Raw genomic sequence first — 24,267 nt, 5'->3', positions numbered from 1 at the left:
CCGGCCCCCGACAGGCAGCTGGGCGTCGCTCGTAGACTCGTGGGGCGACCGGCGGCGGTCGTGTGGCGGCGAAGGAGGCGGCATGCGCGCGGTGCTCGGTCTGGACATCGGGACGTCGAGCACGAAGGCCTTGCTGGCCCGGTTCGACGGCACCGTGCTCGCCGAGGTGAGCCGTCGCCACGAGGTCGACCGCCCCGAACAGGGCCTGGTCGAGATGGACTCCGACGTCTGGTGGGAGGAGTTCACGTCGCTCACCCGCTCCCTGCTCGACCGTGTGCCCGACGTCGAGGTGCAGGCGGTCGGCGTGAGCGGCATCGGACCGTGCGCGCTGCTGACCGACGTCGACGGTGCGCCGCTCGGTCCGGCGATCCTGTACGGCATCGACACCCGGACGGCGACGCTGCTCGACGACGTCACGGCGGAGCTCGGCGGCGAGGGCGCGATCCGCGCCCGCTGCGGGTCCGCCCTGAGCACGCAGGCCGCCGGCGTGAAGCTCGCCTGGCTCGCGCGGCACGAACCCGACGTCTGGGCGCGGGCCGTACGGTTCACGATGCCGTCGTCCCGCGTGGTCGAACGGCTGACGGGGGAGTACGTCCTCGACCACCACTCGGCCAGTCAGACGACACCCCTCTACGACGTGCACGCGAACGCCTGGATCCCGGAGTGGTGCGACCGACTGGCACCCGGTCTCGCGATGCCGCGCCTGCTGTGGTCCGGCGACCAGGCGGGCGTCGTGACGCCCGAGGCGGCCGCGGCCACGGGCCTCCCGGCCGGCATCCCCGTGACGGCCGGGACCATCGACGCCTGGGCCGAGGGCGTGAGCGTCGGCGAGTCCGTGCCGGGCCGGATGTTCCTGCAGTACGGCACCACGATGTTCATGATCGTGCCGACGGCCGAACCCACGTCGGTGCCGGGCATGTGGACGACCGTCGGCACGCACCCGGGGCAGCCGAGCGTGTCCGGTGGGATGGCGACCTCCGGGGCGATCACGGACTGGCTGCGACGGCTGGTCGACGGCGAGTGGTCGACCATGCTCGAGGAAGCGCGGTGCTCCGGCATCGGGGCGAACGGGCTGCTGATGCTGCCGTACTTCGCGGGGGAACGGACGCCGATCGCCGACCCGGACGCTCGCGGCGTGCTCGCGGGGTTGACAGTCCGGCACACGCGCGGCGACATCTACCGGGCGACGCTCGAGGCGACGGCGTACGCGGTGCGGCACCACCTCGAGGCCCTCGGCGACGCGGGGGTCGAGGTCCGCGAACTCGTCGGGGCTGGCGGCGGGCTGCTCGGACGGCTGTGGCCCACGATCGTGTCGGACGTCACCGGGCTGCGGCAGACGGTGCCGAGCGTGACGATCGGTGCGTGCTTCGGCTCGGCGTTCCTGGCGGCCGAACTCGTCGCGGGGCCGGGCGACACCGTGGACATCGGTGCGTGGAACCCGCCGGCGACGGTGATCGAGCCGGACCCCGAGGCGACGGCGGCGTACGAGGCGGGGTACCGCGACTACCGCGACCTGTACGAGGCGACGAAGGCCGTCGTGCACCGCTTGGCCGCGCGGGGCTGATCGGCGGCGGCGCCGCTCCGCGGAACACCGGTGTTCGCGTGCCGAACACCGGAATGGGCGTGTTCAGTGCGCGAACACCGGTGTCGTGCGGAACCCTGCCTACGCCTGCGCGTCGACCCCGGCGGGGGCGCTGCCGTCGTACTCGCAGATCGCCTGCACCTTCGAAGCGCTGGCACTGGAACGGTCGAACTCGTAGCCGAGCCACTCCTTCGCCAGCCGACGGGCGAGCTCGACGCCGACGACGCGCTGCCCCATGCAGAGCACCTGGGCGTCGTTCGACAGGATCGAGCGCTCCACGCTGTACGAATCGTGCGCGGTGACGGCACGGATGCCCGGCACCTTGTTGGCGCTGATCGCCACACCGAGGCCGGTGCCGCAGATCAGGATCGCCCGGTCGGCCTCGCCGTTCGCCACCAGGCGCGCAGCGTCCACGGCCACGTGCGGGTAGGCGGTGTGGCCGTCCGCGTCGACGCCGACGTCGGTGACGTCCGACACCCGGTCGTCGGCGAGCAGGTCGGCCTTGATGATCTCCTTGTAGTCGAACCCGGCGTCGTCGGACCCGATCACGAGACGGTACGTCATGCGTGTGTTCCTTCCTTGTCAGCACGGGCGGCGAGGACCTCGCCGACCCGCGTGAGGATCATCCCCATCGAGGTGGCACCCGCGTCGGGTGTCCCCAGGCTCTTCTCGGCCAGCGGCCTGGCCCGTCCGACCTTCGGCGTGAGGTCGGCGGTCTTGTCGGCCTCGTCCCGAGCGACTTCCGCTGCAGCTTGCCACGCTCCGGCGAGTGGCTGACCAGCTTCGACCGAGGAACGCAACTGCTCCACGAACGGCAGCAGTGCGTCGAGCAGTGTCTTGTCACCGCGCGACGCCCCGCCCAGGTGGACGATCGAGTCGGCGAAGGCCTGCGCCGCGTCGACGACGTCGGCTGCCTGGTACGACTCGCGGTCGTCGCCGAGGGAGCGGCCGAACGCCTCGAGTGCGGCGCCCCACAGGACACCGGAGGTGCCGCCCGCGAACGCGGCCCACGCATCACCGGCGCGTCCGAGGACGAAGGCGACCCCGGCCTCCGGGCCGAGCCCGTCGACCGCCTTGCGCGCCGCACCGATCCCCTTGACCATGCCGCGGCCGTGGTCGCCGTCCCCGGCGACCGCGTCGATGCGGCCGAGCGTCTCCTCGTGCTCGCGCAGGAGCGCGTCCATCGCCTCGACGGCGGCTCGCGCCGTCTGCGCGGCCTGCCGGGAGGCATCGGTCGCCTCCGGCACGACCGTCGCCTCGTCCTCGGCGGCGTCCACCGCATCGGCCGGCACGAGCGCCGCGACCGGTGCCGCCACCTTGCGGTACGCGGGCGTGTAGGCGTCGGCGCGCCAGAGCCGTTCGAGTTCGTCGTCGAGCCACTGCAGCGTCAGCGAGCAGCCGCCCATGTCGAGGCTCGTGACGAGTTCGCCGACCTCGGGTTCGACGACCTCGAGCCCGGCGTCCTGCAGCAGCGGCAGCACCCGGCCCCAGAGCAGGAAGAGCTCCTCGTACTTGGTGTCACCGAGCCCGTTGAGGATCGGGGCGACCCGGGTGCCGGCCGTCGCGGGGCGGTCGGCGAGCAGTCGTTCGGCGAGCAGCGACGCCAGGTCCGTCGCACGGAGCAGCAGGACGTCCTGGATGCCCGGCTCGCCGTGGATGCCGAGCCCCAGGCCGAGGTGGCCGTCGGGGACGGTGAACAGCGGTTCGGTCGCACCGGGCATGGTGCAGCCGGAGAACGCGACGCCGATGGTGCGGGTGGCGGCGTTCGACGCCCGGCCGATCCGTTCGACCTCGTCGAGGTCGGCGCCCTCGGCAGCGGCGGCGCCCATCGCCTTGAAGACGGAGAAGTCACCGGCGATGCCGCGGCGCTTCGTCTCGTCGTCGGCACTGGCGATGTCGTCGGTGACCACGACGATGCGGGTGTCGATGCCCTCGGCACGCAGCCGCTCGGCCGCGAGCCCGAAGTTCATGGTGTCACCGGCGTAGTTGCCGAACGACAGCACGACACCGCGGCCCTGGTCGGCGGCCTTGGCGACCGAGTAGACCTGCGCGGTCGACGGCGAGGTGAAGACGTTGCCGACGACGGCGCCGGTGGCGAAGCCCGGGCCGACGACGCCGCAGAACGCGGGGTAGTGGCCGGAGCCGCCCCCGACGACGACGGCGACCTGCGGTGCGGCCCCCTCGGTGGGCAGGGTCACGACGCCGCCGTGCACGCCGCGGACCCGGTCGGCGTAGAGCGCGAGCCAGCCGCTCAGTTGGTCTTCGGCGAACTCGTCCGGGTCGTCGTGGATCGTGGTCATGGTGCGGGTCCTCCGGAGGTGGTGGTGGTGGGGTGGTGCACCGGGCGACGACGGGACGACCGTCGTCGCCCGGGTCTCAGTGTCCTCGGTCGCCCTGCGGGACCTTGAGGAAGTGGATCATCACGAACGCGCAGGCGTACAGGCCGACGAACGTCCACGTGGCGGCCTGGCCACCGCCGCCCAGGGCGAAGACCGCGGCGACGACACCGGTGCCGAGGAACGCGGCACCGCCGGCGGCCGTGGTGTACATCGCCATGGCGGCGCCCTTGTGCTCGGGGGCCAGCGCCGGCATGATCGCGCCCATCGGCACGAACCCGGCGAGCAGGCAGCCGAACACGCAGCCGGCGACGACGGAGAGCACGTAGCCCCAGTCCGAACCGGCGGGGACGAGCTGCGGCACGTACCACCAGGCGATGAGCCCGAGGGCGGAGCCGACGATGCCGAACCACTTGACGGTGCGCTGCCAGCCGATCTTGTCCCCGACCCAGCCGAACAGGGCGTTGACCAGGATGTTCGTGGCGTAGACGCAGACCGTCATGAGCAGCCAGCGGCTCTGGCCCCAGCCGCGCTCGTTCGCGATCACGGCGGGCAGGACGACGAACATGCCGAACTCGGGTGCGGTGTTGATGAGTCGGACGAGGAAGCCCATCAGGATCTTCGGCCGCGTGACCGTCAGGCGGATGCCGCTCGTCAGCACCTGCCAGGCGCTCTCACCGGCGGGGGCGATGCGCGTGAACCCGTTCGGCAGCCGGACGCCGAACAGCATGATGAGGAACCCGATCACGACGAGGGCGATCGAGGCGACCATCGCCCCGGTCTCGCCGACGGTCCCGCCGCCGAACACCGGGATCGCACCGATCGCGAACAGCGAGCCGAGGGTCGGCAGACCACCCGTGAAGGCGACGTAGAACCAGCCGACCGCGGAGCCGTTCCGTTCGACCGGGGTGGTGATGTTCACCCAGACCAGGAACGCGAAGGCGAACAGCGGGTACCCGAAGCCGCGCAACGCGTACGTGACGGCGGCGAACGGGACGCTGCCGGCGCCGAGTGCCAGCAGGAACAGGACCTCGAACACGACCCAGACGGCGAAGCCGAGGATCATCACCCGGCGCGGCCCGACCAGGTCGGACAGGGCGCCCGAGACGTAGCTGCCGATCAGTGCGGCCAGGCTGTAGAACGTGACGATCGTCGCCACGGTGGCCTCGGGGCTGCCGAGCACGGCCACCATGTGCGGCGTGATGAAGTTCGACTCGACGCCGTTCCCGGTCATGAAGACCAGGACGGCGACGAACCCGAGGGCGAGCGGACGGGGGATGCCCATCCGGTCCAGGCGGCCCTCGGCGCGGGGGGTGGTCGTGCGGGCGCCGGTGGCGCGTGATGTCGTCGCTGACATGCTCGTTCTCTCCCTGCTGGTGGAGTCGGTCAGGCCTGCGGCGCGGCCGTGGTGGGGGCGGTCAGGGACGGGATGATCGACACCTTGACGCTGGCACCGGCTGAGTCGCCGACCAGGTCGAGCGCCTCCTGGAACTGCTCGAGCGGGAACTGGTGCGTGCAGATCTCCGACATCGGCAGGGTCTCGGCCTCGAGCAGCTTGATCGCCGCCGGCCAGGTGTGCGGGCCGAGGTGGGCGCCGCGGACGTCGAGCTCCTTGTCGTCGGAGATGATCGACCAGTCCACGGACACGTCGTCCTTGAACACCGAGTACTCGACGAAGGTCCCGAGCTTGCGGAGCAGGTTCAGTCCCTGCGGCACCGCGGACGGGTGCCCGGTCGCCTCGATGTAGACGTCGGCCCCGTAGCCGTCGGTGAGCTCCTTGACCCGGGCGACCGCGTCCTCCTGGGCGATGTTGATCGTCAGGTCGGCGCCGACCTTGCGGGCCAGCTCGAGCTTCGCCTCGACCACGTCGAGCGCGATGATCCGGAGCGGGTTCTTCTGCCGCGCACCGGCGATGGCGGAGAGGCCGATCGGGCCGGCGCCGGCGATCACCACGGTGTCGCCGAACTTGATGTCACCGCGCTCGACGGCGTGGAAGGCGCACGACAGCGGCTCGGAGAACGCGGCGACCTGGCCGGGCAGGGCCTTCGACACCGGGTGGGTCAGTGCCTTGGCGGGCACGAGGACGTACTCGGCCATCGCGCCGTCGTAGCCCTTGAAGCCGAACATGTCGTGCACGTTGCACATCCAGTACGCGCCCTCGAGGCAGTAGCGGCACTCCCAGCACGGCACGATCTGCTCGCAGGCGATCCGGTCGCCGAGGTCGACGCCGCGCTTGGCCAGGGCGGCGTCGTCGCCGGCGACGATCGTGCCGACGAACTCGTGCCCGGGGATGCGGTCGCGCTCGGCCCAGGCCGCACGGTTCTCGTCGCCCCAGAACTTCGCGGCGCCGTGGTAGCACTTCAGGTCGCTCGCACAGATGCCGACGGCGTCGGTGCGGAGCAGGAGTTCCCCGGGGCCGGGCGTCGGCACCGGACGCTCCTCGAGCCGGTAGTCACCGGGGCCGTGGACGACGACGGCGCGCATCGTCGTGGGGATCGTGGTGGGGGCGGTCGTGGCCGCGTTCTCGGTCGTCGTCGACATGAGCTGTTCCTCCGTTGGGTGGCTTCGGCGATGACTGTACACCTTCGAGAACGTTTGTCCAGAACACAATTTCTGGTACGTTCGGCACCGAACGCAAGGGAGCGAACATGACGACGGACTTCGCCGCGGCCCTCCGACAGGGCCCCGACACGATCGACCTGACCAACGACTTCAGCGGCCGCACGGCGGTGGTCACCGGCGGGGCGTCCGGCATCGGCAACGCGATCGCCCGGGCCTTGGCGGCCCGGGGCGCCCGCGTCGCCATCGTCGACGTCCGGGCCGACGGTGCCACGTCGGCCGCGGCCGACCTGCCCACGTCCGCCGTGCCGTCGACGGCCGCACCGGACACCGCCGCCGACGGGGCGGACGCGGCCACGAGCCTCCACGCCGGGTTCGCCTGCGACGTGACCGACGCCGACTCGGTGACCCGCACCGTGGCGGACGTCGTCCGGCACTTCGGCGGCGTCGACGTGCTGGTGAACTGCGCCGGCATCGCCGCCCTCGCCCCGGCCGAGGACCTGGCAGCCGACACCTGGGCGAAGACCATCGACGTCAACCTGACCGGCACGTTCCGCGTGGCGCAGGCCGTCGGCCGGCACATGCTCGACGCCGGGTACGGGCGGATCGTGAACATCGCGTCGCAGGCGGCCCACGTCGGCATCGACGGGCACGCTGCCTACTGCGCGTCGAAGGCCGGCGTCATCGGCCTGACGACGGTGCTCGCGCTCGAGTGGGGCGGACGCGGCGTCACCGTGAACACCGTGTCGCCGACCGTCGTCCTGACCGACCTCGGCCGTGCTGCCTGGGCGAACGAGAACGGCATCCGGCACCAGGACGAGATCCCCACCGGCCGCTTCGCGACGCCCGACGAGATCGCCGCGGCCGTGCTCTTCCTGGCGGGGGAGTCGAGCGCGATGGTGAACGGCGCGGACCTCCGTGTGGACGGCGGGTTCACGATCCGCTGAGCCGTGCTCGGACTACGATCGCGGTGTCCGATCGAGTCGAAGGGTCCCGCTCCATGTCGTCCGAGAGCACTGCCGGCCCCGGCCCCGACTCGTCGCGGACCCGGTTCCCGCTGGACACCGTCTACCAGGCGGCGCGGATGTACTACCTCGAGGACGCCACCCAGGTCGAGATCGCCTCGCGCCTCGGGGTCTCGCGCCCGACCGTCTCGCGGCTCGTGGCCGAGGCCCGCAAGGCCGGACTCGTCCGCATCGAGGTCGTCGACCCGTTCCAGGACGAGACCGTGGCGCTCGCCGAACGCCTGCAGGTCGTGCTCGGGCTCCGCGCGGTGCACCTCGCTGCGGTCACCCACGCCGCGACGCTCGGCGCCGACCTGGCCGCACCGCTGGCCGCCGCGGTCGAGGGCATGGGACTCGTCCCCGGCGACGCCGTCCTGATGTCGTCCGGTCGCACCGTGTACGACGTCGCACGATCGGGCATGCCGACCATGCCCGGCGTCCAGCTCGTGCCGACCGTGGGTGGGCAGGCCGACCCGATGCCGTGGTTCCAGACGAACGAGATCACCCGGACGGCCGCGGAGCACTCCGGCGCGATCCCGGCGTTCCTGTTCGCCCAGGCGCTGCCGTCCCCGGCGATGCGGTCCACCCTCGACGAGGACCCGGCGTTCCAGCACGTCGTCGGACTCTGGAGCCGGGCGAAGGGCGCGATCCTCGGCATCGGTGCGCCGACCCACACCCGTGACGCGCTGGCCCGGGGCATCCCGGTCGAGGACGCCGCGTTCGACCGGGCCGCCGGTGACGTCTGCCTGAACTTCTACGCTGCCGACGGCTCGGCGATCGAGTTCCCCGGCAGCGACCGGATGGTGCGGACCTCGCGCGAGGTCCTGTCGACCGTGCCGCACGCCGTCGGGGTGGCCGTGGGCAGCGCCAAGGTCACGAGCATCGTCGCCGCGGTGCGGGGCGGCCTGGTCAACGAGCTGGTGACGGACGCCGCGACGGCACGTGCGGTGCTCGACGCACTCGCCTGAGTGGCCGTTTCCTTCCCATCACGCGCGCGATGGATGGTGCTTCCGGGCATCCCTGGTCGTTTGTTCGTGGCAGGTACGCCCGGTTCCGGCAGGTACGCCCGGTTCCGGGGGCGACCGCCTGCGGCCGGGAGGCGCGGGGCGGGGCCGCACCGCGCCTCCCGACCGGTGGTCCCCACGTCTAGCGCGTGCGCCGCACGTCCCACAGGTGGTGCACCGGGTCGTGCGCGTAGTAGGTGGCGAGCGTCGCGACGGTGAAGGCGCTGCCGTCGGACCGGAGCCCGGTGCGCTCGAGCGCCTCGTCGGGGACGGCGGCGAAGGCCCGGGCCGCGCGGTCCGCCGACTCCCGCAGCTGCCGGGCGACGACCGCGGGGTCCTGCTCGCCGTAGTGGTCATCGACGGCGGTGGCGTCCTGGTCCCAGTTCGCGAAGGCGGGGGCGTCCTCGGTGAGCATCAGGTCCAGGCGTTCGGCCATCGTGCGGTGCACGTCCCGCACGTGGGCGCCGTACTCGAGCGGTGACCACGTGTGGACGTCCGGGCGGTCCCGGACGTCGTCGCGTCCGAGGACCTCGGGCCACCCTGCGGTGTTGTCGTCGATGATGCCCGGCACGTCGCGGATCGTCACGGCGCTGCCGTCGTAGCCGCACTCGGGGCACGCGGTCTCGATGACCCACGTCCAGCTCTTCGTCTCGGGTTCGATCGCCACGGGCCCGATGTTACGGCGTCGTTACTCAGTTCCGTCCTTCCGCGAGCTGGTGCGGATCGGGCGTGACCCCCGTCCGGGTGACACGCCGGTTCCTGAGAATCACCGGCCAATGACATTTCGGTTGCTCGGTAACGTCGCTCGCTGTTCTGGGCCGGTACCCGACGGCCCACCGATCTTCTCGAGGAGCAAGGCATGGGTTCCGACCCCAGCAGTACCAACACCCGACCACACCGACGGCTGCGTGAGAGCGACGTCACCGTGGTCGACAAGAGCATGATGCGACGAGCCGTCAGCGGCATGGTCGTCGGCAACACCATGGAGTGGTACGACGTCGGCGTGTACGGCTACCTGGCCGTCACGATGGGGAAGGTCTTCCTGCCGACGGCCGAACCCTCGGTGCAGATCCTGTTCAGCCTCGGTGTCTTCGCGGCGACGTACATCGCACGGCCCCTGGGCGGCATCGTGTTCGGACGCCTGGGCGACAAGATCGGCCGCCAGAAGGTGCTCGCGACGACGCTGATCATGATGGCGGCGTCGACGTTCCTGATCGGTGCGCTGCCCGCGTACGCCACCATCGGCGTCTTCGGTCCGATCCTGCTCGTCGTGCTGAAGCTCGCGCAGGGCTTCTCGACCGGTGGTGAGTACGCCGGGGCCACGACCTTCGTCACCGAGTACGCCCCGGACCGCCGTCGCGGCTTCTTCGCGAGCATCCTCGACTTCGGCAGCTACCTGGGCTTCGCGCTCGGTGCAACCGTCGTGTCGGTGCTGCAGATCACCCTGGGCGACGAGGCGATGACCGCCTACGGCTGGCGCTTCCCGTTCCTGGCGGCCGGTGTGATCGGTGTCGTGGCCATCTACTTCCGTCTGCGCATCGAGGAGTCGCCGGTGTTCCAGGCGACCCAGGCCGCGCAGGAGGCCGCGAGCGAGTCCCGGGCGTCCTTCGACGGTGAGCGTCCGGCCAACGTCGTCGCGATGGTCCGCCAGCACTGGCGCCCGATCGTCATCGCGATCATGCTCGTCGCCGCGTCGAACACCGTGGGCTACGCCCTGACCTCGTACATGCCGACGTACCTGACCGACTCGCTCGGCTACTCCGCCATCGACGGCACCCTGCTGACGATCCCGGTGCTCCTGCTGCTCGCGGTGATGCTCCCGCTGACCGGCAAGCTCTCCGACCGCCTCGGCCGCCGCGTCGTGATGTGGATCGGTGCGGCCACCACGGTCGTGCTCGTCGTGCCGGCGTTCATGCTGATCGGGCACGGGGCGCAGTGGTCGACGCTCGCCGGCCTCGGGCTGCTCGCGCTGATGACCGCGCTGTGGGTGTCGAACCAGGCCGCGTCGCTGCCGGCGCTGTTCCCGACGTCGACGCGGTACGGCGGCATGGGCTTCGCCTACAACATCGCGATCGCGGTGTTCGGCGGGACCACGCCCCTGATCGTGCAGGCGCTGCTCACCGCGACGGGTGACGAGCTCGCCCCGGCGTACTTCCTGATGGCGATGAGCGTCGTCGGCGCGATCGGTGTCTTCTGCATGAAGGAGTCCTCGCAGCGCCCGCTGCCCGGCTCGATGCCGGCCGTGGAGACCGAGGACGAGGCGAAGGAGCTCGTGCTCACGCAGGACACGAACCCGCACCTGGACCTCGGCGACCTGCCGTTCGCCGCGCAGGACGCCGCGGCTGCCGCTGCGCGCGAGGCCGCCGCTGCGCGTGAGGCGTCACCGGCGCGTTGACGCTGCGGCTCTCGACGTGACCACGGACGGGAGGCGCGGTGTGGGTCCGACCCGCACCGCGCCTCCCGTCCGTGCGTGCGTGCGCACACTGCGACGATGCACGCGACGATCGACGAGCGTTCTGTCGCAACCTGCGCACGCAGCGGGTGTGTGCGCATGAGACGACGATGCACGCGACGATCGACTCGTGCTCTGTCGCGGGACGTGTGCGCACCCACGCGCGCCCTCACTCGTGCCGGTGCTCTGACGCCGGGTCCACCGCGGGCCACTCCGGGAACGGGTCCGCCCAGCTGCGCCACACGTCCGGCCCGGCGAGCAGCTCCGACGGCGTGAGCAGCGCCCCGTCGAGGGCCCGCTCGATCGCCCGGACGTCGAGCTGCTCGCCGACGAACCACAGCGCCTGCCCGATCGGGGCATCGGCGTCCCACGACGGGTTCGCGGTGGGGTCGAGCGCGAGCATCGACCCGAAGCTCGACCACGAGCCGACGTGGTCCGGCCGCGATGCCAGGCGGAAGAACCCCCGCGACCGCAGCACGCGACCGTTCACCCCGGCGGACAGGTCCTCGGCGATGACGGACGACAGTCGCCCGGGGTGGAACGGCAGCGGCTCCCGGTAGCGCATCGAGACCAGGGCGTCGCGGGCGTCGCGCCCGGTGTCCGCGCCGCTCGACAGTGCGCGCATCCAGCCGGCGCCGGTGGCGAGCACCCGTGCCGCGCCGCCGTTCGAGGCCGGCAGGTCGGCGGCGCTCCGGATCGCGGGCAGGGCGACGATCACGGCCTGGGGCGCCATCCGGTGCAGCAGGGACACGAGCGCCCGACGCCGACGGCCGGACAGCGGCTCGATGCGGTCGAGGGCGATCACCGTCGCGTACTCGACGAGTGCCGCCATCCGGTCCGCGGCCACGAAGGCGTCGTCGACGTCCGACCAGAGCAGGTGTGCGACGTCGTCGGCCCGCAGCACCCCGACGACGTGCCGGAGCACCCGGTCGTCGCCGGTCTCGGACCGTGCCGCGTTGGCGAGCAGCATGCCGACGGCGCGGGCATCGGCCCCCGGGTGCAGGGTGACGACGAGCCCGTGGTCGGCCTCGGGCCCGCAGAGCCGGTCGAGCTGGTCGGCGCGGTCCGCCACGGCACGGGCGGTGGCGAAGGCGCTCCCGGCGACGTGCATCCGGTGCCCGTCGGAGATCCGGGCGGCGACGCGGTCGGCGTCGACCTGGTGCAGGGCGGTGACGAGGGTGATGGCAGCAGCACGCATGTGGGCTACTGTAACTGAAAACCGTTATCAACAAGGAGGCTCGTCGTGAAGGTCCGCAACTCCCTCAAGGCGCTCAAGAAGATCCCCGGCTCCCAGGTCGTCCGGCGCCGCGGCCGCGTCTACGTCATCAACAAGAAGAACCCCCGCTGGAACACCCGGCAGGGCTGACGTCAGCGGCGGTCCGTAGGGTGGCGGCATGCGACTGCTGCTCATCCGCCACGGCCAGACCCCCGCGAACGTGCACGGCATCCTCGATGCCGTGGTGCCCGGACCAGGACTGACCGAGCTCGGGCAGCAGCAGGCCGACGCCCTGCCCGCAGCGCTCGCCGACCGTGGGATCGAGCGGTTGTTCGTGTCGTCGATGGTCCGCACGCAGGTCACGGCGGCACCCCTGGCGGCCTCGCTCGGCCTCGAGCCCGTGGTGCTGCCGGGCCTCCGCGAGATCGAGGCGGGCGACACCCAGGGCAAGAGCGACACGGTGTCCGTGCAGACCTACATCTCCACCGTGCACGGCTGGTCCGGCGGTGACCGCACGACCCGGATGCCCGGTGCCGAGAGCGGCGTCGAGTTCTTCGAGCGCTACGACGATGCCGTCCGCCAGATCGAGGCCACCGGGGTGGCGGTGGCCGCCGCCGTCAGTCACGGTGCCGCGATCCGCACGTGGGCGAGCGCAGCTGCGCAGAACACCCCCGACCACTTCGGCACGAAGCGCCACCTGGAGAACACCGGCATCGTCGAACTCGAGGGCTCGTTCGCCGACGGCTGGCGCCTGGTCGACTGGGAAGGCGAGCCCGTCGGCGGCGACCAGCTCATCGACCGCACGGCGCTCGACCCCACCGGCGAGCGGTTCTGACGCGACCAGCGGGCCGCCAACGCGACCCCGAACGGACGGGAGGCCCGGTACCAGCTGGTACCGGGCCTCCCGTCCGTCCGTCGGGGCGTCGACTACGCGAGCTGCGACGTCGGCGCCGAAGCGGACGTCAGCGGCACGATCACGCCGTGCGACTCGCGCAGGACGTCGAGCGTGCGCTGGACCTCGTCCGCGCGCTCCTCGGTCGTCCAGCCGAGCGCACCGGCGAGCACGTCGGCCAGCTCGTCGAGCAGGTCGATCGTGACCCCACCGACGAACGCCAGGTTCGTGCGGCGCAGGACGACGTCCACCAGGTGGACGGCCTGCTCGTGGCGGGCGAAGTAGGCGACCTCGGCGCGGGTGAGCGACGGGTCGGACTCGAGCGGCTCCACCGGGCCGTCGGTCAGGACGTCCACGACCTCGGCGGCACGGGTGCCGTAGCGCTCGAGCAGCCCCTCGACCAGTGACTCGTCCAGCCCGTCGCGGTGCGACTTGATCCACAGGGCGCGCTGGGCGTCGGTGGTCGGGAACTCCTTGCCACCGCCGATCGGCATGCCGGTGGTGTCGACCTTGCGGCTCATGCCGAGCTTGGTCGTCGCCTCGGTGGACAGGTGTGCAGCGAGGGCACGGAACGTCGTCCACTTGCCGCCGACGAGCGACAGCACGGTCGACTTCGGCAGGCCGGCGATCTGGGTGTCCACGATCCGGTAGTCACGCGACACGAAGCCGGGGGCGGTGTCCTCGTGGCGGGGGAGCGGGCGGATGCCGGAGTAGCTGTAGACGATGTGGTCGCGGGTGACCTCGATCTGCGGGAACACGTGCTTGACGAGCCCGAAGAAGTAGTCGATCTCCTCGTCGGTCGTCGTGACCGGCTTCGCGGGGTCGGCGTCGATGTCGGTCGTGCCGATGAGCACCCGGCCCTTGAGCGGGTAGATGAGGACGATGCGGCCGTCGTCGTTCTCGAAGAACAGCTCGCGGCCCTTGGTGGCTTCGAGCAGCTCGTCGTTGTGGACGACGATGTGCGAGCCCTTCGTGCCGCCCATGAACTTCGTCTCGCCGCCGAACGCCTCGTTCGTCAGGTCGGTCCAGGGGCCGGAGGCGTTGATCACGACGTCGGCCGTGAAGACGAACTCGTCGCCGGTCTCGCGGTCGCGCAGCAGGACGCCGCCGTCGCGGGTGCCGGCTGCCTCGACGTAGTTGACGGCGCGTGCCTTGTCGGCTCCCGCGGCCAGGCCGTCCTTGAGGACGTCGAGGGCCAGGCGCTCGGGCTCGTGCACGCTCGCGTCGTAGTAGGTGCCCGTGTACTTCAGGTCCTTGTTGAGGGCCGGCATGTCCTCGAGCGCCGCCTTCTTGGTGCGGAAGACGTGCTTCGGGACGGAGCCGCCGTCGCGCGAGAAGGAGTCGTAGATCGTCATGCCGATCTTGATGAGCATCGCGCCGCGCTCCTTGGTGGAGCGCTGCTTGTGCGTCAGCATGCGCAGCGGGGCGTTCATGATGCCGGAGAACGTCGAGAAGATCGGCATGGTCGTCTGCAGCGGCTTGACGTAGTGCGGGGCGATGCGGATCAGGCCGTTGCGCTCCTGCACGCTCTCGCGCACCAGGCGGAACTCGCCGTTCTCGAGGTAGCGGATGCCGCCGTGGATCATGTGGCTCGAGGCCGCGGAGGCGCCGGAGGCGTAGTCGCCACGCTCGACCAGGGCGACGTCGACGCCCTGGAGTGCGAGGTCACGGAACGTCGCGATGCCGTTGATGCCGCCGCCGACGACGAGGACCTGCGCGTTCGGGCGCTCGGTGAGGGCGGTCACCGTGTTCCGGGGCTGTGTCTTCTTCGACATGGTTCGTCGCTTCCTTCGTCTGTTCGTGGGGTCAGGATCGATCGTGCGCTCGTTCGACAGGGCGGGCAACTCGCGTGCACGAACGTGCAGCACACGTGTCGTCCAGGCCCGACGCGGCGGTCTGGAGGCGCGGCCGGGGTTGCAGAGGCCCTGCACGTCCGTGCATGGTTGCGTTCGACAGATCGGAGCACCATGAGTGACGCGGCTCAGCCCATGCGCACGCAGCAGGCGCTGCGCGCCGCCCACCTGTACTACCTGCAGGACCTGACGATGGACGCGATCGCCGACGAACTCAGCACCTCGCGCTCGTCGGTGTCGCGGCTGCTGAAGTACGCCAGGGACACCGGGCTCGTCGACATCCAGATCCGGTCGCCCCTGGACCAGGCCGCCGCGCTGAGCCGGAGCATCCGATCCCGCTTCGGGGTGCACGCGCACGTCGTCCCGGTGCCGGACCACACGAGCGACGTCGACCGGCTCGAGCGCGTCGCACTGTCCGCCGCCCGGATCCTGACGCAGTACGTCGAGTCGAACATGGTGATCGGGATCTCGTGGGGTTCGACCGTGAGCGCGGTCAGCCGGTACCTGGTGCCGAAGACCACCCACGGCTCGACGATCGTGCAGATCAACGGCGCCGCGAACACCCGCACCACCGGCATCGTCTACGCGTCCGAGATCCTGCGGCGGTTCGGCGAGGCGTACGGGGCGTTCGTGCAGCAGTTCCCGGTGCCGGCGTTCTTCGACGACCCCGCGACGAAGGAGGCACTGTTCCGCGAGCGCTCGATCCGCCGCGTGCTCGACCTGCACGAGCGGATGGACCTCGTCGTGTTCGGTGTCGGCGCCCCGCAGGCCCCGGTGCCCTCGCACGTCTACTCCGGCGGGTACCTGGACCCCGAGGACCGCGATGAGCTCACGCAGGCCGGGGTCGTCGGGGACGTCTCGACGGTGTTCTACCGGTCCGACGGCTCGTGGAAGGACATCGGCGTGAACGCACGGGCCGGCGCTCCCGACCTCGACACGATCAAGCGCGCGCCCCGGCGGGTCTGCGTCGTCGCCGGGCGGTCGAAGGCGGCGTCACTGCGGGGTGCGCTGGCCGCCGGGCTGATCACGGACCTGATCCTCGACGAGAGCGTGGGGCAGGCGATCCTGCAGCCCTGAGTCGGGATCTGACGCAGTTTGTCGGTGGTCCGTCCTACGTTCTGGTGCATGGTGCTTTCTCTCGAACGGCCCGGGCCGCGGTACTTCCGGCGGATGGTCGGCAGCGACGTCGACCAGGCCCTCGCGTTCTTCACGGGCGACTACGACTTCCGTGCTCCCGTCGTCCGGCGCACCCACGAGAACGCCCACTGGGACTTCGCGGGCGTCGGTGACGAGCGGATGTCCCTGCGCTCGTCGCGGTTCATGGTCGACCTGCGCAGCGAGAGCCAGGTCGACGACGAGTTCCTGGTCGCGTGGCTGCGCAGCGGTTCGAGCCGGATCACCACGGGCGGCGAGACGTTCGAGCTCCAGGCCGGGGTGCCGGTCGTGCTGCCGTTCGCCGAGCCCTACGCCCTGCACCACCACGACATCGCCCTGAACCTGGTGCAGCTCGACCGCGACTTCGTCCGTGCCGTCGCCGGTGACGACGACTTCGCGTTCGAACCGATGCGCCGCCCGACCGCCGACGGCATCGCGCTGTGGCGATCGGTGGTGCGGAAGTACTCGGCCGTCTGGCTCGACGTCGAACAGGCCATGAGCCCGATGGTCCAGCACGACATCGCCGAGGCGTTCGCGACCGCGGCGATCCGTGCGTTCCCGCGGCGCAACAAGTGGCGTGCGTCGGTGTCCGGCAGCGGCCCCGAGCACGACCGCCTGCGCCGGGCGCTCGAGTTCGTGCACGAGCACGCGCGTGAAGCGATCGGCACGCCGGACATCGCGGCGGCGGCCGGCCTCAGCCCCCGCGGGTTGCAGCAGTCGCTCCGTCGGCACCTCGACCAGACGCCGGGGGAACTCCTGCGCGGCGTGCGGCTCGACGGCGCCCGGACGGACCTGGTCGGCGGTGCGCTGGACGAGACGACCGTGGCCGAGATCGCGCGGACGTGGGGCTTCGGGCACCTCGGTCGCTTCTCGGCGACCTACCGCAGCCGCTTCGGTGAGCTGCCGAGCGAGTCGCTGCGCGGGCACTGACCGACTGCTGCTGCGGACGGTTCCGCCGAATCTCGTGACACGGATCGCGCTGCCGCTGTCCGGATGTTCGGCTCAGCGCTGCTGTGGGCGAATCCGGTGCTGAATGGACGGGACGAACGCACCGCCCACGAAGGAGTCCGCATGCGCATCGGCGTCCCCACCGAGATCAAGAACAACGAGTACCGCGTCGCGGCCACCCCCGCCGGTGTCGCCGAGCTCGCATCGCACGGCCACCAGGTCCTGGTGCAGGCCGGCGCCGGGTCCGGTTCGGCGTTCACCGACGACGAGTACCGCACCGCCGGCGCCACGATCGTCGACACCGCGGCCGAGGTGTGGGAACGCGCCGAGCTGATCCTCAAGGTGAAGGAGCCGGTCGCGTCGGAGTACCCGATGATCCGCCCGGGGCAGGTGCTCTTCACCTACCTGCACCTCGCCGCAGACCGCCCCCTGACCGACGCCCTCATCGACTCGGGTGCGACGGCCATCGCCTACGAGACCGTGCAGCTGCCGGACCGCTCGCTGCCCCTGCTGTCGCCGATGTCCGAGGTCGCCGGGCGGCTGTCCGCCCAGGTCGGCGCGTTCCACCTGATGCGGACGAACGGCGGACGCGGACTGCTGCTCGGCGGGGTCCCCGGCACGCCGAAGGGCCGCGTGGTCGTCATCGGCGGCGGCGTCGCGGGGGAGCACGCCGCGACGATGGCGCTCGGCATGGGGGCCGACGTCACCGTGTTCGACATCAGCCTGCCGCGGCTCCGGGCCCTGGACGCCCGGTTCGACGGGCGTGTCACGACCCTGCGGTCGTCGGCGCACGCCATCGCCGAGGCCCTGCGCGACGCGGACCTGGTCATCGGCTCGGTGCTGATCCCCGGGGCCTCGGCTCCCAAGCTCGTCACCGACGCCATGGTCGCCGACATGCGACCCGGCTCGGTGCTGGTCGACATCGCGATCGACCAGGGCGGCTGCTTCGAGGGTTCCCGCCCGACGACCCACGACGACCCCACGTTCGCCGTGCACGACACCGTGTACTACTGCGTGGCGAACATGCCCGGCGCCGTCCCGCGCACGAGCACGATCTCGCTGACGAACGCCACGCTGCCCTACGCCGTCGCGATCGCCGACCGCGGGTGGGAAGCCGCGCTCGAGGCCGACCCCGCCCTCGCCGGAGGCCTGAACGTGCACGCCGGCCGGGTCACGAACGCCGCGGTCGCCGCCGCGCACGGCCTGGTCGTGTCCGCGCGCTGATTCTTCGCGCTGAGCGACACCTCACGGCCCAATCGCTGCGTGAGGTGTCGCTCAGCCCGAAACGACGCGCAGGCAGTCGCGCGTCAGGCCGCCACCGGAGCCGCCGCCCGACCGGCACGGCCGCCGACCCAGCCGGCGCGGGCCCGCACCACCACGGTCACCACGACCACGGCCGCCGCAGCCACCACGGCCGCCACCGCCGTCGGGACGGAGACGAGCGGCCCGTCGAACCGGGCCACCGCGACCCACGCCAGGCCCCACGCGACCGAGGCCATCGGTGCCAGGCGTCCCCGGCCCCACAGCGCGATGAGCACCCCGACGAGCCCGGCCACCGCGGCGACGAGCACGCCCCACGGGTCCTGTCCGAGTCCGAAGCCACGGAAGCCCGCCGCCGTCAGCACCGCGGCGGTGTTGGCGGCCGTCGCGACACAGACCCACCCGAGGTACAGCCCGAACGTGCCGTCGGTCAGGATCGCCTCGACCACGCCCCGGGACGGGGTCCGGCGCAGGATCGTGAACGTCCAGATCAGCACGACGAGCAGTGCGACGATGATCGGTTCGCTCGCCCACAGGAACCCGAACTGCACCGACAGGATCCACGCGGCGTTGAGCAGCAGGGAGAGCACCGCCGGCACCACCAGCCGCTCGTGCCGTTCGTCGTTCGCGGTGCGGAAGAGCTGCAGCACCGCGTAGCCGATGAGCCCGGCGTGGACCACACTCCAGATCGAGAAGGCCGGGCCGTCCGGGGCGATCGCGGTCGAGGACGCCGACAGGGCGCCACCGGCGGCGTCCTGGATGGGCGTGCCGCCGGCAGCGCCCGACCCCACGTACGCGCCGATGACGGCGACGACCGCGCTCACGGCCACCGCGATGCGCTTCCAGATCCTCTTCATGACAGTCCCTTTCGTCAGCATGCTGATGACCTGCACCGTAGGCGGCCGGTGGCGGCGGTCGTGCAGCGCGCGTTCAGGCAGGACGCGGGGCGTGTGGCGGAGCCGGCACGGGCCTCCAGGCCGGAGACCGGCCACCCTGCGTACGGTGGGCGCGTGAGCGTCGAACTGAACACCGTCTACATCGACCGGATCGCCCCGATCGCGAGTCCGTCCCTCGACGACACCTTCCGGATGCTCGACGAGCAGGGCGCCAGTGCGTGCATCGTCCTGCACCAGCCCGACGCCCAGGAACTCGGCGACGTCGCGGTCGCCCTCGGTCTGCACGAGCTCGCCGTCGAGGACTCCGCCGAGGGGCACCAGCGACCGAAGCTCGAGCGCTACGGATCGACGCTGTTCGTGGTGCTCAAGCCCGCGCTGTACAACGACCAGCAGGAAGAGGTGGCGTTCGGCGAGGTGCACGCCTTCGTCGGTGAGACGTTCTTCCTCGTCGTGGTGAAGGCCGACCCGCGGGGCAAGCAGACCGTTCCCCGGGCACTGCAGCGGATGAGCGGCAAGCCGGGTCTGGTGACGGTCGGGCCGCAGGCGCAGCTCTGGGCGCTCATGGACTCCATCGTGGACGGCTACGTGCCGGTGATCGACGGGCTCGAAGAGGACATCAACCAGATCGAGGACCAGCTGTTCTCCGGCGAGGCCGGGGTGTCCCGCCGGGTGTACGAGCTGTTCGGCGAGGTCGTCGACTTCCAGCGTGCAGCGCGTCCACTCGTCTACATCATCGAGAACCTGCACCGCGGTGCCGAGAAGTACCACCTGCCGGTGGAGATGCAGCGCCGGTTCCGCGACGTCCTCGACCACTCGATCCGGGTGGTGGAGCGGCTCGACACCTTCCGGCAGCTGCTGCAGAACGCCCTGACCGTCGACTCCACCCTGGCGGCCCAGAAGCAGAACGACGACACGAAGAAGATCTCCGGCTGGGCGGCGATCCTGTTCGCACCGACGCTCATCGCCGCGATCTACGGGATGAACTTCACGCACATGCCCGAACTCGGCTGGACGTGGGGGTACCCGCTGTCGATCGTCGCGATGGTCCTGTTCGCGGCGATCCTGTACGTGGTGTTCAAGGTGAAGCGCTGGTTCTGAGCCGCGCCGCAGCCGGATTTGCAGCGGACGGCCCCGGACCGGAAAGCTCTGACGTGCAACGACGCCGACTGGAGCCCGCATGCCGCACGAACTCGTCCACCTGAGCGCCGGTGGCGTCTCGCTCGTCCTCGACTGCCGCGACGACGCGCTCCCCGCCGTCGTGCACTGGGGAGCGGCGCTCGGCCCGCTCGACACCGCCGCGCTGACGGCCCTCGCCGACGCCGACGTCACCCCGGTGTCCCCGAACGAGATGGACGCCCCCGTCCGCCTGTCGGTACTGCCCGAACCGCACCGGGGCTGGAGCGGCCGTCCGGGGCTCGCCGGGCACCGGGACGGTGCCGACTGGTCGCCGGCGTTCACGGTGACGGCCCTCGCGGTCACGGACACCACGGTCACCGCCGACGCCGCGGACACCACCGCCGGGCTCACGATCCGGGTGGTGGTCGAGATGCTCGGCTCCGGGCTCGTGCGGGCCCGGGCGAGCGTGACGAACACCGTCGACGGTGCCTACACCGTCGACGACCTGACGCTCGCGATGCCGATCCCGTCGGGGGCCCGCGAGATCCTGGACTTCGCCGGCCGCTGGGGCAAGGAACGGACCCCGCAGCGCCGGGAACTCGTCGTCGGCACCCACCAGCGCGAGGGACGGAAGGGCCGCACCGGCACCGACGCGGCGACCGTGCTGACGGTGGGGGAGCCGGGCTTCGGCTTCGCCCGCGGCCAGGTCTGGGGCGTCCACACCGCGTGGAGCGGGAACCACCGGCACCACGCCGAACGGCTCGCCACCGGCCGCCAGGTCATCGGCGGCGGCGAACTCCTGCTGCCCGGCGAGGTCCGGCTCGACACCGGTGCCACCTACGAGGGGCCGTGGGTGTACTTCGCGCACGGCGACGGACTCGACGACCAGGCCAGACGGTTCCACCGCTGGCTCCGCAGCCGCCCGCAGCACCCGACGACGCCGCGCCCGACGACGATCAACGTGTGGGAGGCCGTGTACTTCGACCACGACCTGGCCCGCCTCGTCGACCTCGCCGAGCGTGCTGCGGCCCTCGGCGTCGAACGCTACGTGCTCGACGACGGCTGGTTCCGCGGGCGCCGCGACGACCACGCCGGCCTCGGCGACTGGTACGTCGACGAGGACGTCTGGCCGGACGGGCTCGGACCCCTGGTCGACCGCGTCCGTGCACTCGGCATGGAGTTCGGCCTGTGGTTCGAACCCGAGATGGTGAACGAGGACAGCGACCTCGCCCGCGCCCACCCGGAGTGGATCCTGCAGGCCGACGGACGACTGCCCGCGCGCTCCCGCGACCAGCAGGTGCTCAACCTGGCGATCCCCGAGGCCTTCGCGTACGTGCTCGAGCGGATGACGGCGATCATCGGCGAGTACGGCATCGAGTACGTCAAGTGGGACCACAACCGCGACCTCGTCGAGGCGGGCTTCCCCGGTGGCGGTGCAGCGGTCCACGAGCAGACCCTCGCGGCGTACCGGTTGATGGCCACGCTCGGCGAGCGGTTCCCGGCGCTCGAGATCGAGTCGTGCTCGTCGGGTGGCGGCCGCGTCGACCTCGGCGTCATCGAGCACACCGCGCGGGTGTGGGTGTCCGACGACATCGACCCGCTCGAGCGTCAGCAGATGCACCGGTGGACGCAGCAGCTCCTGCCGCCGGAGCTGCTCGGCTCGCACATCGCCAGCGGCCGGAACCACACCACCGGTCGGGTCCACGACCTCGCCTTCCGCGCCGGTACCGCCCTGGTCGGGCACCTCGGCATCGAGTGGGACCTGGCCGGTGCGACCGCCGAGGAGTCCCGGGCGCTCACCGAGTGGATCGCGCTGTACCGGGAGCTCCGCCCGCTCCTGCACGGCGGCGACCTGGTGCGCTCGGACGAGGTCGACGACTCGCGGCTCGTGTACGGCACGGTCACGCCGGACCGGCAGCAGGCGGTCTTCTTCCTGGCGAGCATCGGGCGCTCCGAGGTGTCCGGCACCGGCCGGGTCACCTTCCGCGACCTCGACCCGGACACGTCGTACCGCGTCGACCCCGTGGTCATCGGGGCCGGCCATGACCTGGTTCGACCGGACTGGTGGTCCGGCCCGCGCGTCTTCAGCGGACGGGTGCTCGGCACGGTCGGCCTGCAGCCGCCGCTCATGCCGGCCGAGGGCGTGGTGCCGTTCCGGGTGACGGCCGTCTGACGGCGGGTGGTCGGGACACCCGGCCTGGAGGCCCGCCCCGCGTCCGGCGGGCCCGTCGCGGTCCGTCATCGGGTGCGTCCGGCCCGTTAGGCTTCCGGTCATGCCGCACTCCGGACACGCGACCCCGGTCTGGGCCCTCAAGCTCGCCGTCGTCACCGCCCTGGTGGGCGTCTCCGGCGGCATCGCCGGCATCGCGGTCTGGCTCGCGCTCCAGCTCATCCAGTTCGTCGCCTTCGGGTACGGGTTCGGTGGGCACCTCGAGGCGGCCGACGCCCCCTCCGGGCTGAAACGGTTCCTCGCGCTCACCGCCGCCGGGGTCCTGACCGGGTTCGCCTGGTGGGCGCTCCGTCGGTGGGGTCGTTCGATCGTCTCGGTCACCGCGGCCGTCGACGGCAAGCGGATGCCCGCCCTGGCGACGCTCGCGAACGCCGGCGTCCAGATCCTGGCCGTGGGGCTCGGGGCGTCCATCGGCAAGGAAGTCGCGCCGCGCGAGGTCGGGGCCTGGCTCGCCCAGCTCGTCACCCGTCGTGCGGGGCTGACGGCGCGCGAGACGAAGATCCTCGTGGCCTGCGGTGCCGCGGCCGGCCTCGCCGCCGTGTACGACGTGCCCCTCGGCGGTGCCCTGTTCGCGGTCGAGGTCCTGCTCGGCGAGATCAGCTTCGCGACCGCGCTGCCCGCCTTCGCCACGAGTGCCGTCGCCGCCATCACCGCCCGGCTCGTGATCCCGGACGAGGTGCTCTACCACGTGCCCGCGATGCACCTGTCGCCGTCGCTGCTGGTCTGGGCGATCGTCGTGGGGCCGGTGCTCGGGCTCGCCGGGGTCGGGTTCGTGAAGCTGACCAACCGACTGCAGGGCATCGCGCCGAAGGGCTGGCACCTGCTCGTCGTGCTGCCGCTGGTGTTCGCGATGGTCGGGCTCATCGCGATCCCGTTCCCGGAGATCCTCGGCAACGGGCGGGCGCTCGGCCTCGTCGCGATGAACAGCGCCCTGGACGATTCGTCGTTCGCCGGTCTCTCGCCGGTGGTGTTCCTGCTGCTGCTCGGGGTCCTGCGGACCGTGACCACCTCGGCCACCATCGGCGCTGGTGCGGTCGGTGGCACGCTGACCCCCTCGATCGCGATCGGTTCGGCGATCGGCGGCGGACTGGGTGGCGCGTGGCTGCTGCTCTGGCCGGCGGACGGCCCGAGCCTGGCGGCCTTCGCGTTCGTCGGTGCCGCGGCCTTCCTCGCCACCACCATGCGCGCACCGTTCACGGCGCTCGTGCTCGTCGTCGAGTTCACGCAGCAGGGCACCGACATCCTCGTGCCCTCGTTGCTCGCGGTGTCCGGCGCGGTCGCCGTCGGGTACGTCCTCGCCCGTCGTCGCAGCGCCCAGATGGTGTGAGGACCCCGGACGTTCCGGTGCGGACGGCGGCCCAGGGGCCTACTGTCGGCGCCAGGACGGAGCGACGGGCTCCGCACCGAGACGAGGAGCAGCCGATGGCGGGGTTCGACGACATCACGAAGAAGGCCCAGGAGTTCCTGAAGGACGGCAAGGTCCAGGACGCCCTGAAGAGCGAGAAGGCCGAGGACGTCAGCGACAAGGTGCTCGGCGGCGTGGCCGACGCGGTCAAGAAGGCCACGGGCGGCAAGTACGACGACAAGATCGACGGCGCCCGCGACGCAGCGGACGAGAAGATCGGCAACGAGTAACGAACGACGTGCGACGGCCCAGGTCCCGGCGTGGTCCTGGGCCGTCACCGTGCCGACTGGACGCGGTCGGGAACAACGGACACCATGGACGGGTTGCTCCGGACAGCAGCACCAGGAGGACGAGACGTG

Annotated in this window: 21 protein-coding genes; 13 read left to right on the top strand and 8 right to left on the bottom strand. The window is 71.6% G+C overall.

The features are described 5' to 3' along the window. Positions 1–82 precede the first annotated feature (82 nt). Positions 83–1,564: an FGGY-family carbohydrate kinase gene (locus tag BOSE127_RS08245; RefSeq protein WP_042538198.1), complete on the top strand. Its 1,482-nt coding sequence runs from the start codon at positions 83–85 to the stop codon at positions 1,562–1,564. A 99-nt stretch (positions 1,565–1,663) separates the two neighbouring features. On the opposite strand, the gene BOSE127_RS08240 is transcribed toward BOSE127_RS08245, so the two are convergent. The 4 genes from BOSE127_RS08240 to BOSE127_RS08225 form a co-directional block, all read right to left on the bottom strand. Then, positions 1,664–2,146 carry a ribose-5-phosphate isomerase gene (locus tag BOSE127_RS08240; protein ID WP_017888451.1) on the bottom strand — a complete coding sequence of 161 codons (483 nt, stop codon included), beginning with the start codon at positions 2,144–2,146 and terminating at the stop codon, positions 1,664–1,666. Beyond that, positions 2,143–3,882, bottom strand: coding sequence for a dihydroxyacetone kinase family protein (locus BOSE127_RS08235; protein WP_159556852.1), 1,740 nt, complete (start codon positions 3,880–3,882; stop codon positions 2,143–2,145). The genes BOSE127_RS08240 and BOSE127_RS08235 overlap by 4 nt, the downstream gene beginning before the upstream one ends. Before the next feature lie 76 nt (positions 3,883–3,958). After that, positions 3,959–5,275, bottom strand: a complete 1,317-nt coding sequence (locus tag BOSE127_RS08230) for an MFS transporter (RefSeq protein ID WP_042538194.1) — start codon at positions 5,273–5,275, stop codon at positions 3,959–3,961. Between the two features lie 29 nt (positions 5,276–5,304). Further along, entirely contained in the window at positions 5,305–6,459 is a 1,155-nt protein-coding gene (locus BOSE127_RS08225) for an erythritol/L-threitol dehydrogenase (protein WP_017888454.1), read from the bottom strand. A gap of 107 nt (positions 6,460–6,566) precedes the next feature. Between BOSE127_RS08225 and BOSE127_RS08220 the strand changes: the two genes are divergently transcribed. Further along, positions 6,567–7,424: a GolD/DthD family dehydrogenase gene (locus BOSE127_RS08220; RefSeq protein ID WP_159556850.1), complete on the top strand. Its 858-nt coding sequence runs from the start codon at positions 6,567–6,569 to the stop codon at positions 7,422–7,424. Positions 7,425–7,477: 53 nt separating this feature from the next. Next, positions 7,478–8,449, top strand: a complete 972-nt coding sequence (locus BOSE127_RS08215; RefSeq protein WP_017888456.1) for a sugar-binding transcriptional regulator — start codon at positions 7,478–7,480, stop codon at positions 8,447–8,449. A gap of 178 nt (positions 8,450–8,627) precedes the next feature. On the opposite strand, the gene BOSE127_RS08210 is transcribed toward BOSE127_RS08215, so the two are convergent. Beyond that, positions 8,628–9,152: a DinB family protein gene (locus tag BOSE127_RS08210; RefSeq protein ID WP_159556848.1), complete on the bottom strand. Its 525-nt coding sequence runs from the start codon at positions 9,150–9,152 to the stop codon at positions 8,628–8,630. 192 nt (positions 9,153–9,344) lie between these two features. On the opposite strand from BOSE127_RS08210, the gene BOSE127_RS08205 reads away from it, so the two are divergent. Next, a complete protein-coding gene (locus BOSE127_RS08205; protein WP_042538189.1) occupies positions 9,345–10,880 on the top strand; it encodes an MFS transporter in 1,536 nt (511 codons plus the stop codon). Positions 10,881–11,106: 226 nt separating this feature from the next. Here the strand turns inward: BOSE127_RS08205 and BOSE127_RS08200 are convergent, their stop codons facing one another. After that, a complete protein-coding gene (locus tag BOSE127_RS08200) occupies positions 11,107–12,135 on the bottom strand; it encodes a GTP-binding protein (RefSeq protein WP_017888459.1) in 1,029 nt (342 codons plus the stop codon). A 45-nt stretch (positions 12,136–12,180) separates the two neighbouring features. On the opposite strand from BOSE127_RS08200, the gene ykgO reads away from it, so the two are divergent. Continuing rightward, positions 12,181–12,303, top strand: coding sequence for a type B 50S ribosomal protein L36 (gene ykgO / locus BOSE127_RS08195; protein ID WP_017888460.1), 123 nt, complete (start codon positions 12,181–12,183; stop codon positions 12,301–12,303). A gap of 28 nt (positions 12,304–12,331) precedes the next feature. Beyond that, positions 12,332–12,988, top strand: coding sequence for a histidine phosphatase family protein (locus tag BOSE127_RS08190; protein WP_017888461.1), 657 nt, complete (start codon positions 12,332–12,334; stop codon positions 12,986–12,988). A 92-nt stretch (positions 12,989–13,080) separates the two neighbouring features. Here BOSE127_RS08190 and BOSE127_RS08185 read toward each other — a convergent pair whose 3' ends face one another. Beyond that, on the bottom strand, positions 13,081–14,820 hold the full coding sequence (locus BOSE127_RS08185) for a glycerol-3-phosphate dehydrogenase/oxidase (RefSeq protein ID WP_017888462.1): 1,740 nt from the start codon (positions 14,818–14,820) through the stop codon (positions 13,081–13,083). 192 nt (positions 14,821–15,012) lie between these two features. On the opposite strand from BOSE127_RS08185, the gene BOSE127_RS08180 reads away from it, so the two are divergent. The 3 genes from BOSE127_RS08180 to ald all read left to right on the top strand — a co-directional run bounded on the left by BOSE127_RS08180 (position 15,013) and on the right by ald (position 18,225). Beyond that, positions 15,013–15,975: a sugar-binding transcriptional regulator gene (locus tag BOSE127_RS08180; protein WP_031260420.1), complete on the top strand. Its 963-nt coding sequence runs from the start codon at positions 15,013–15,015 to the stop codon at positions 15,973–15,975. Between the two features lie 48 nt (positions 15,976–16,023). Then, positions 16,024–16,983 (top strand): helix-turn-helix transcriptional regulator, encoded by a 960-nt coding sequence (locus BOSE127_RS08175; RefSeq protein ID WP_083389395.1) that lies wholly within the window; start codon positions 16,024–16,026, stop codon positions 16,981–16,983. Positions 16,984–17,124: 141 nt separating this feature from the next. Then, positions 17,125–18,225 carry an alanine dehydrogenase gene (gene ald, locus BOSE127_RS08170; RefSeq protein WP_017888465.1) on the top strand — a complete coding sequence of 367 codons (1,101 nt, stop codon included), beginning with the start codon at positions 17,125–17,127 and terminating at the stop codon, positions 18,223–18,225. An 83-nt stretch (positions 18,226–18,308) separates the two neighbouring features. Here ald and BOSE127_RS08165 read toward each other — a convergent pair whose 3' ends face one another. Next, positions 18,309–19,118, bottom strand: a complete 810-nt coding sequence (locus BOSE127_RS08165; RefSeq protein ID WP_159556846.1) for a tryptophan-rich sensory protein — start codon at positions 19,116–19,118, stop codon at positions 18,309–18,311. Positions 19,119–19,271: 153 nt separating this feature from the next. On the opposite strand from BOSE127_RS08165, the gene BOSE127_RS08160 reads away from it, so the two are divergent. The 4 genes from BOSE127_RS08160 (at position 19,272) to BOSE127_RS08145 (ending at position 24,138) form a co-directional block, all read left to right on the top strand. Continuing rightward, positions 19,272–20,255: a magnesium and cobalt transport protein CorA gene (locus BOSE127_RS08160; RefSeq protein ID WP_017888467.1), complete on the top strand. Its 984-nt coding sequence runs from the start codon at positions 19,272–19,274 to the stop codon at positions 20,253–20,255. A 79-nt stretch (positions 20,256–20,334) separates the two neighbouring features. After that, the gene (locus BOSE127_RS08155) at positions 20,335–22,446 is read left to right on the top strand and encodes an alpha-galactosidase (RefSeq protein ID WP_071251995.1); all 2,112 of its coding nucleotides are present in this window, start codon (positions 20,335–20,337) and stop codon (positions 22,444–22,446) included. Positions 22,447–22,546: 100 nt separating this feature from the next. After that, positions 22,547–23,830 (top strand): chloride channel protein, encoded by a 1,284-nt coding sequence (locus BOSE127_RS08150; protein ID WP_159556844.1) that lies wholly within the window; start codon positions 22,547–22,549, stop codon positions 23,828–23,830. 95 nt (positions 23,831–23,925) lie between these two features. After that, positions 23,926–24,138 carry an antitoxin gene (locus BOSE127_RS08145; protein WP_017888470.1) on the top strand — a complete coding sequence of 71 codons (213 nt, stop codon included), beginning with the start codon at positions 23,926–23,928 and terminating at the stop codon, positions 24,136–24,138. The last annotated feature ends 129 nt before the right edge of the window (positions 24,139–24,267 follow it).

Origin of the sequence: Curtobacterium sp. 8I-2, assembly GCF_902506155.1 — a bacterium.
GTDB lineage: Bacteria > Actinomycetota > Actinomycetes > Actinomycetales > Microbacteriaceae > Curtobacterium > Curtobacterium poinsettiae.
This window is presented reverse-complemented; position numbering and strand designations above follow the sequence as displayed.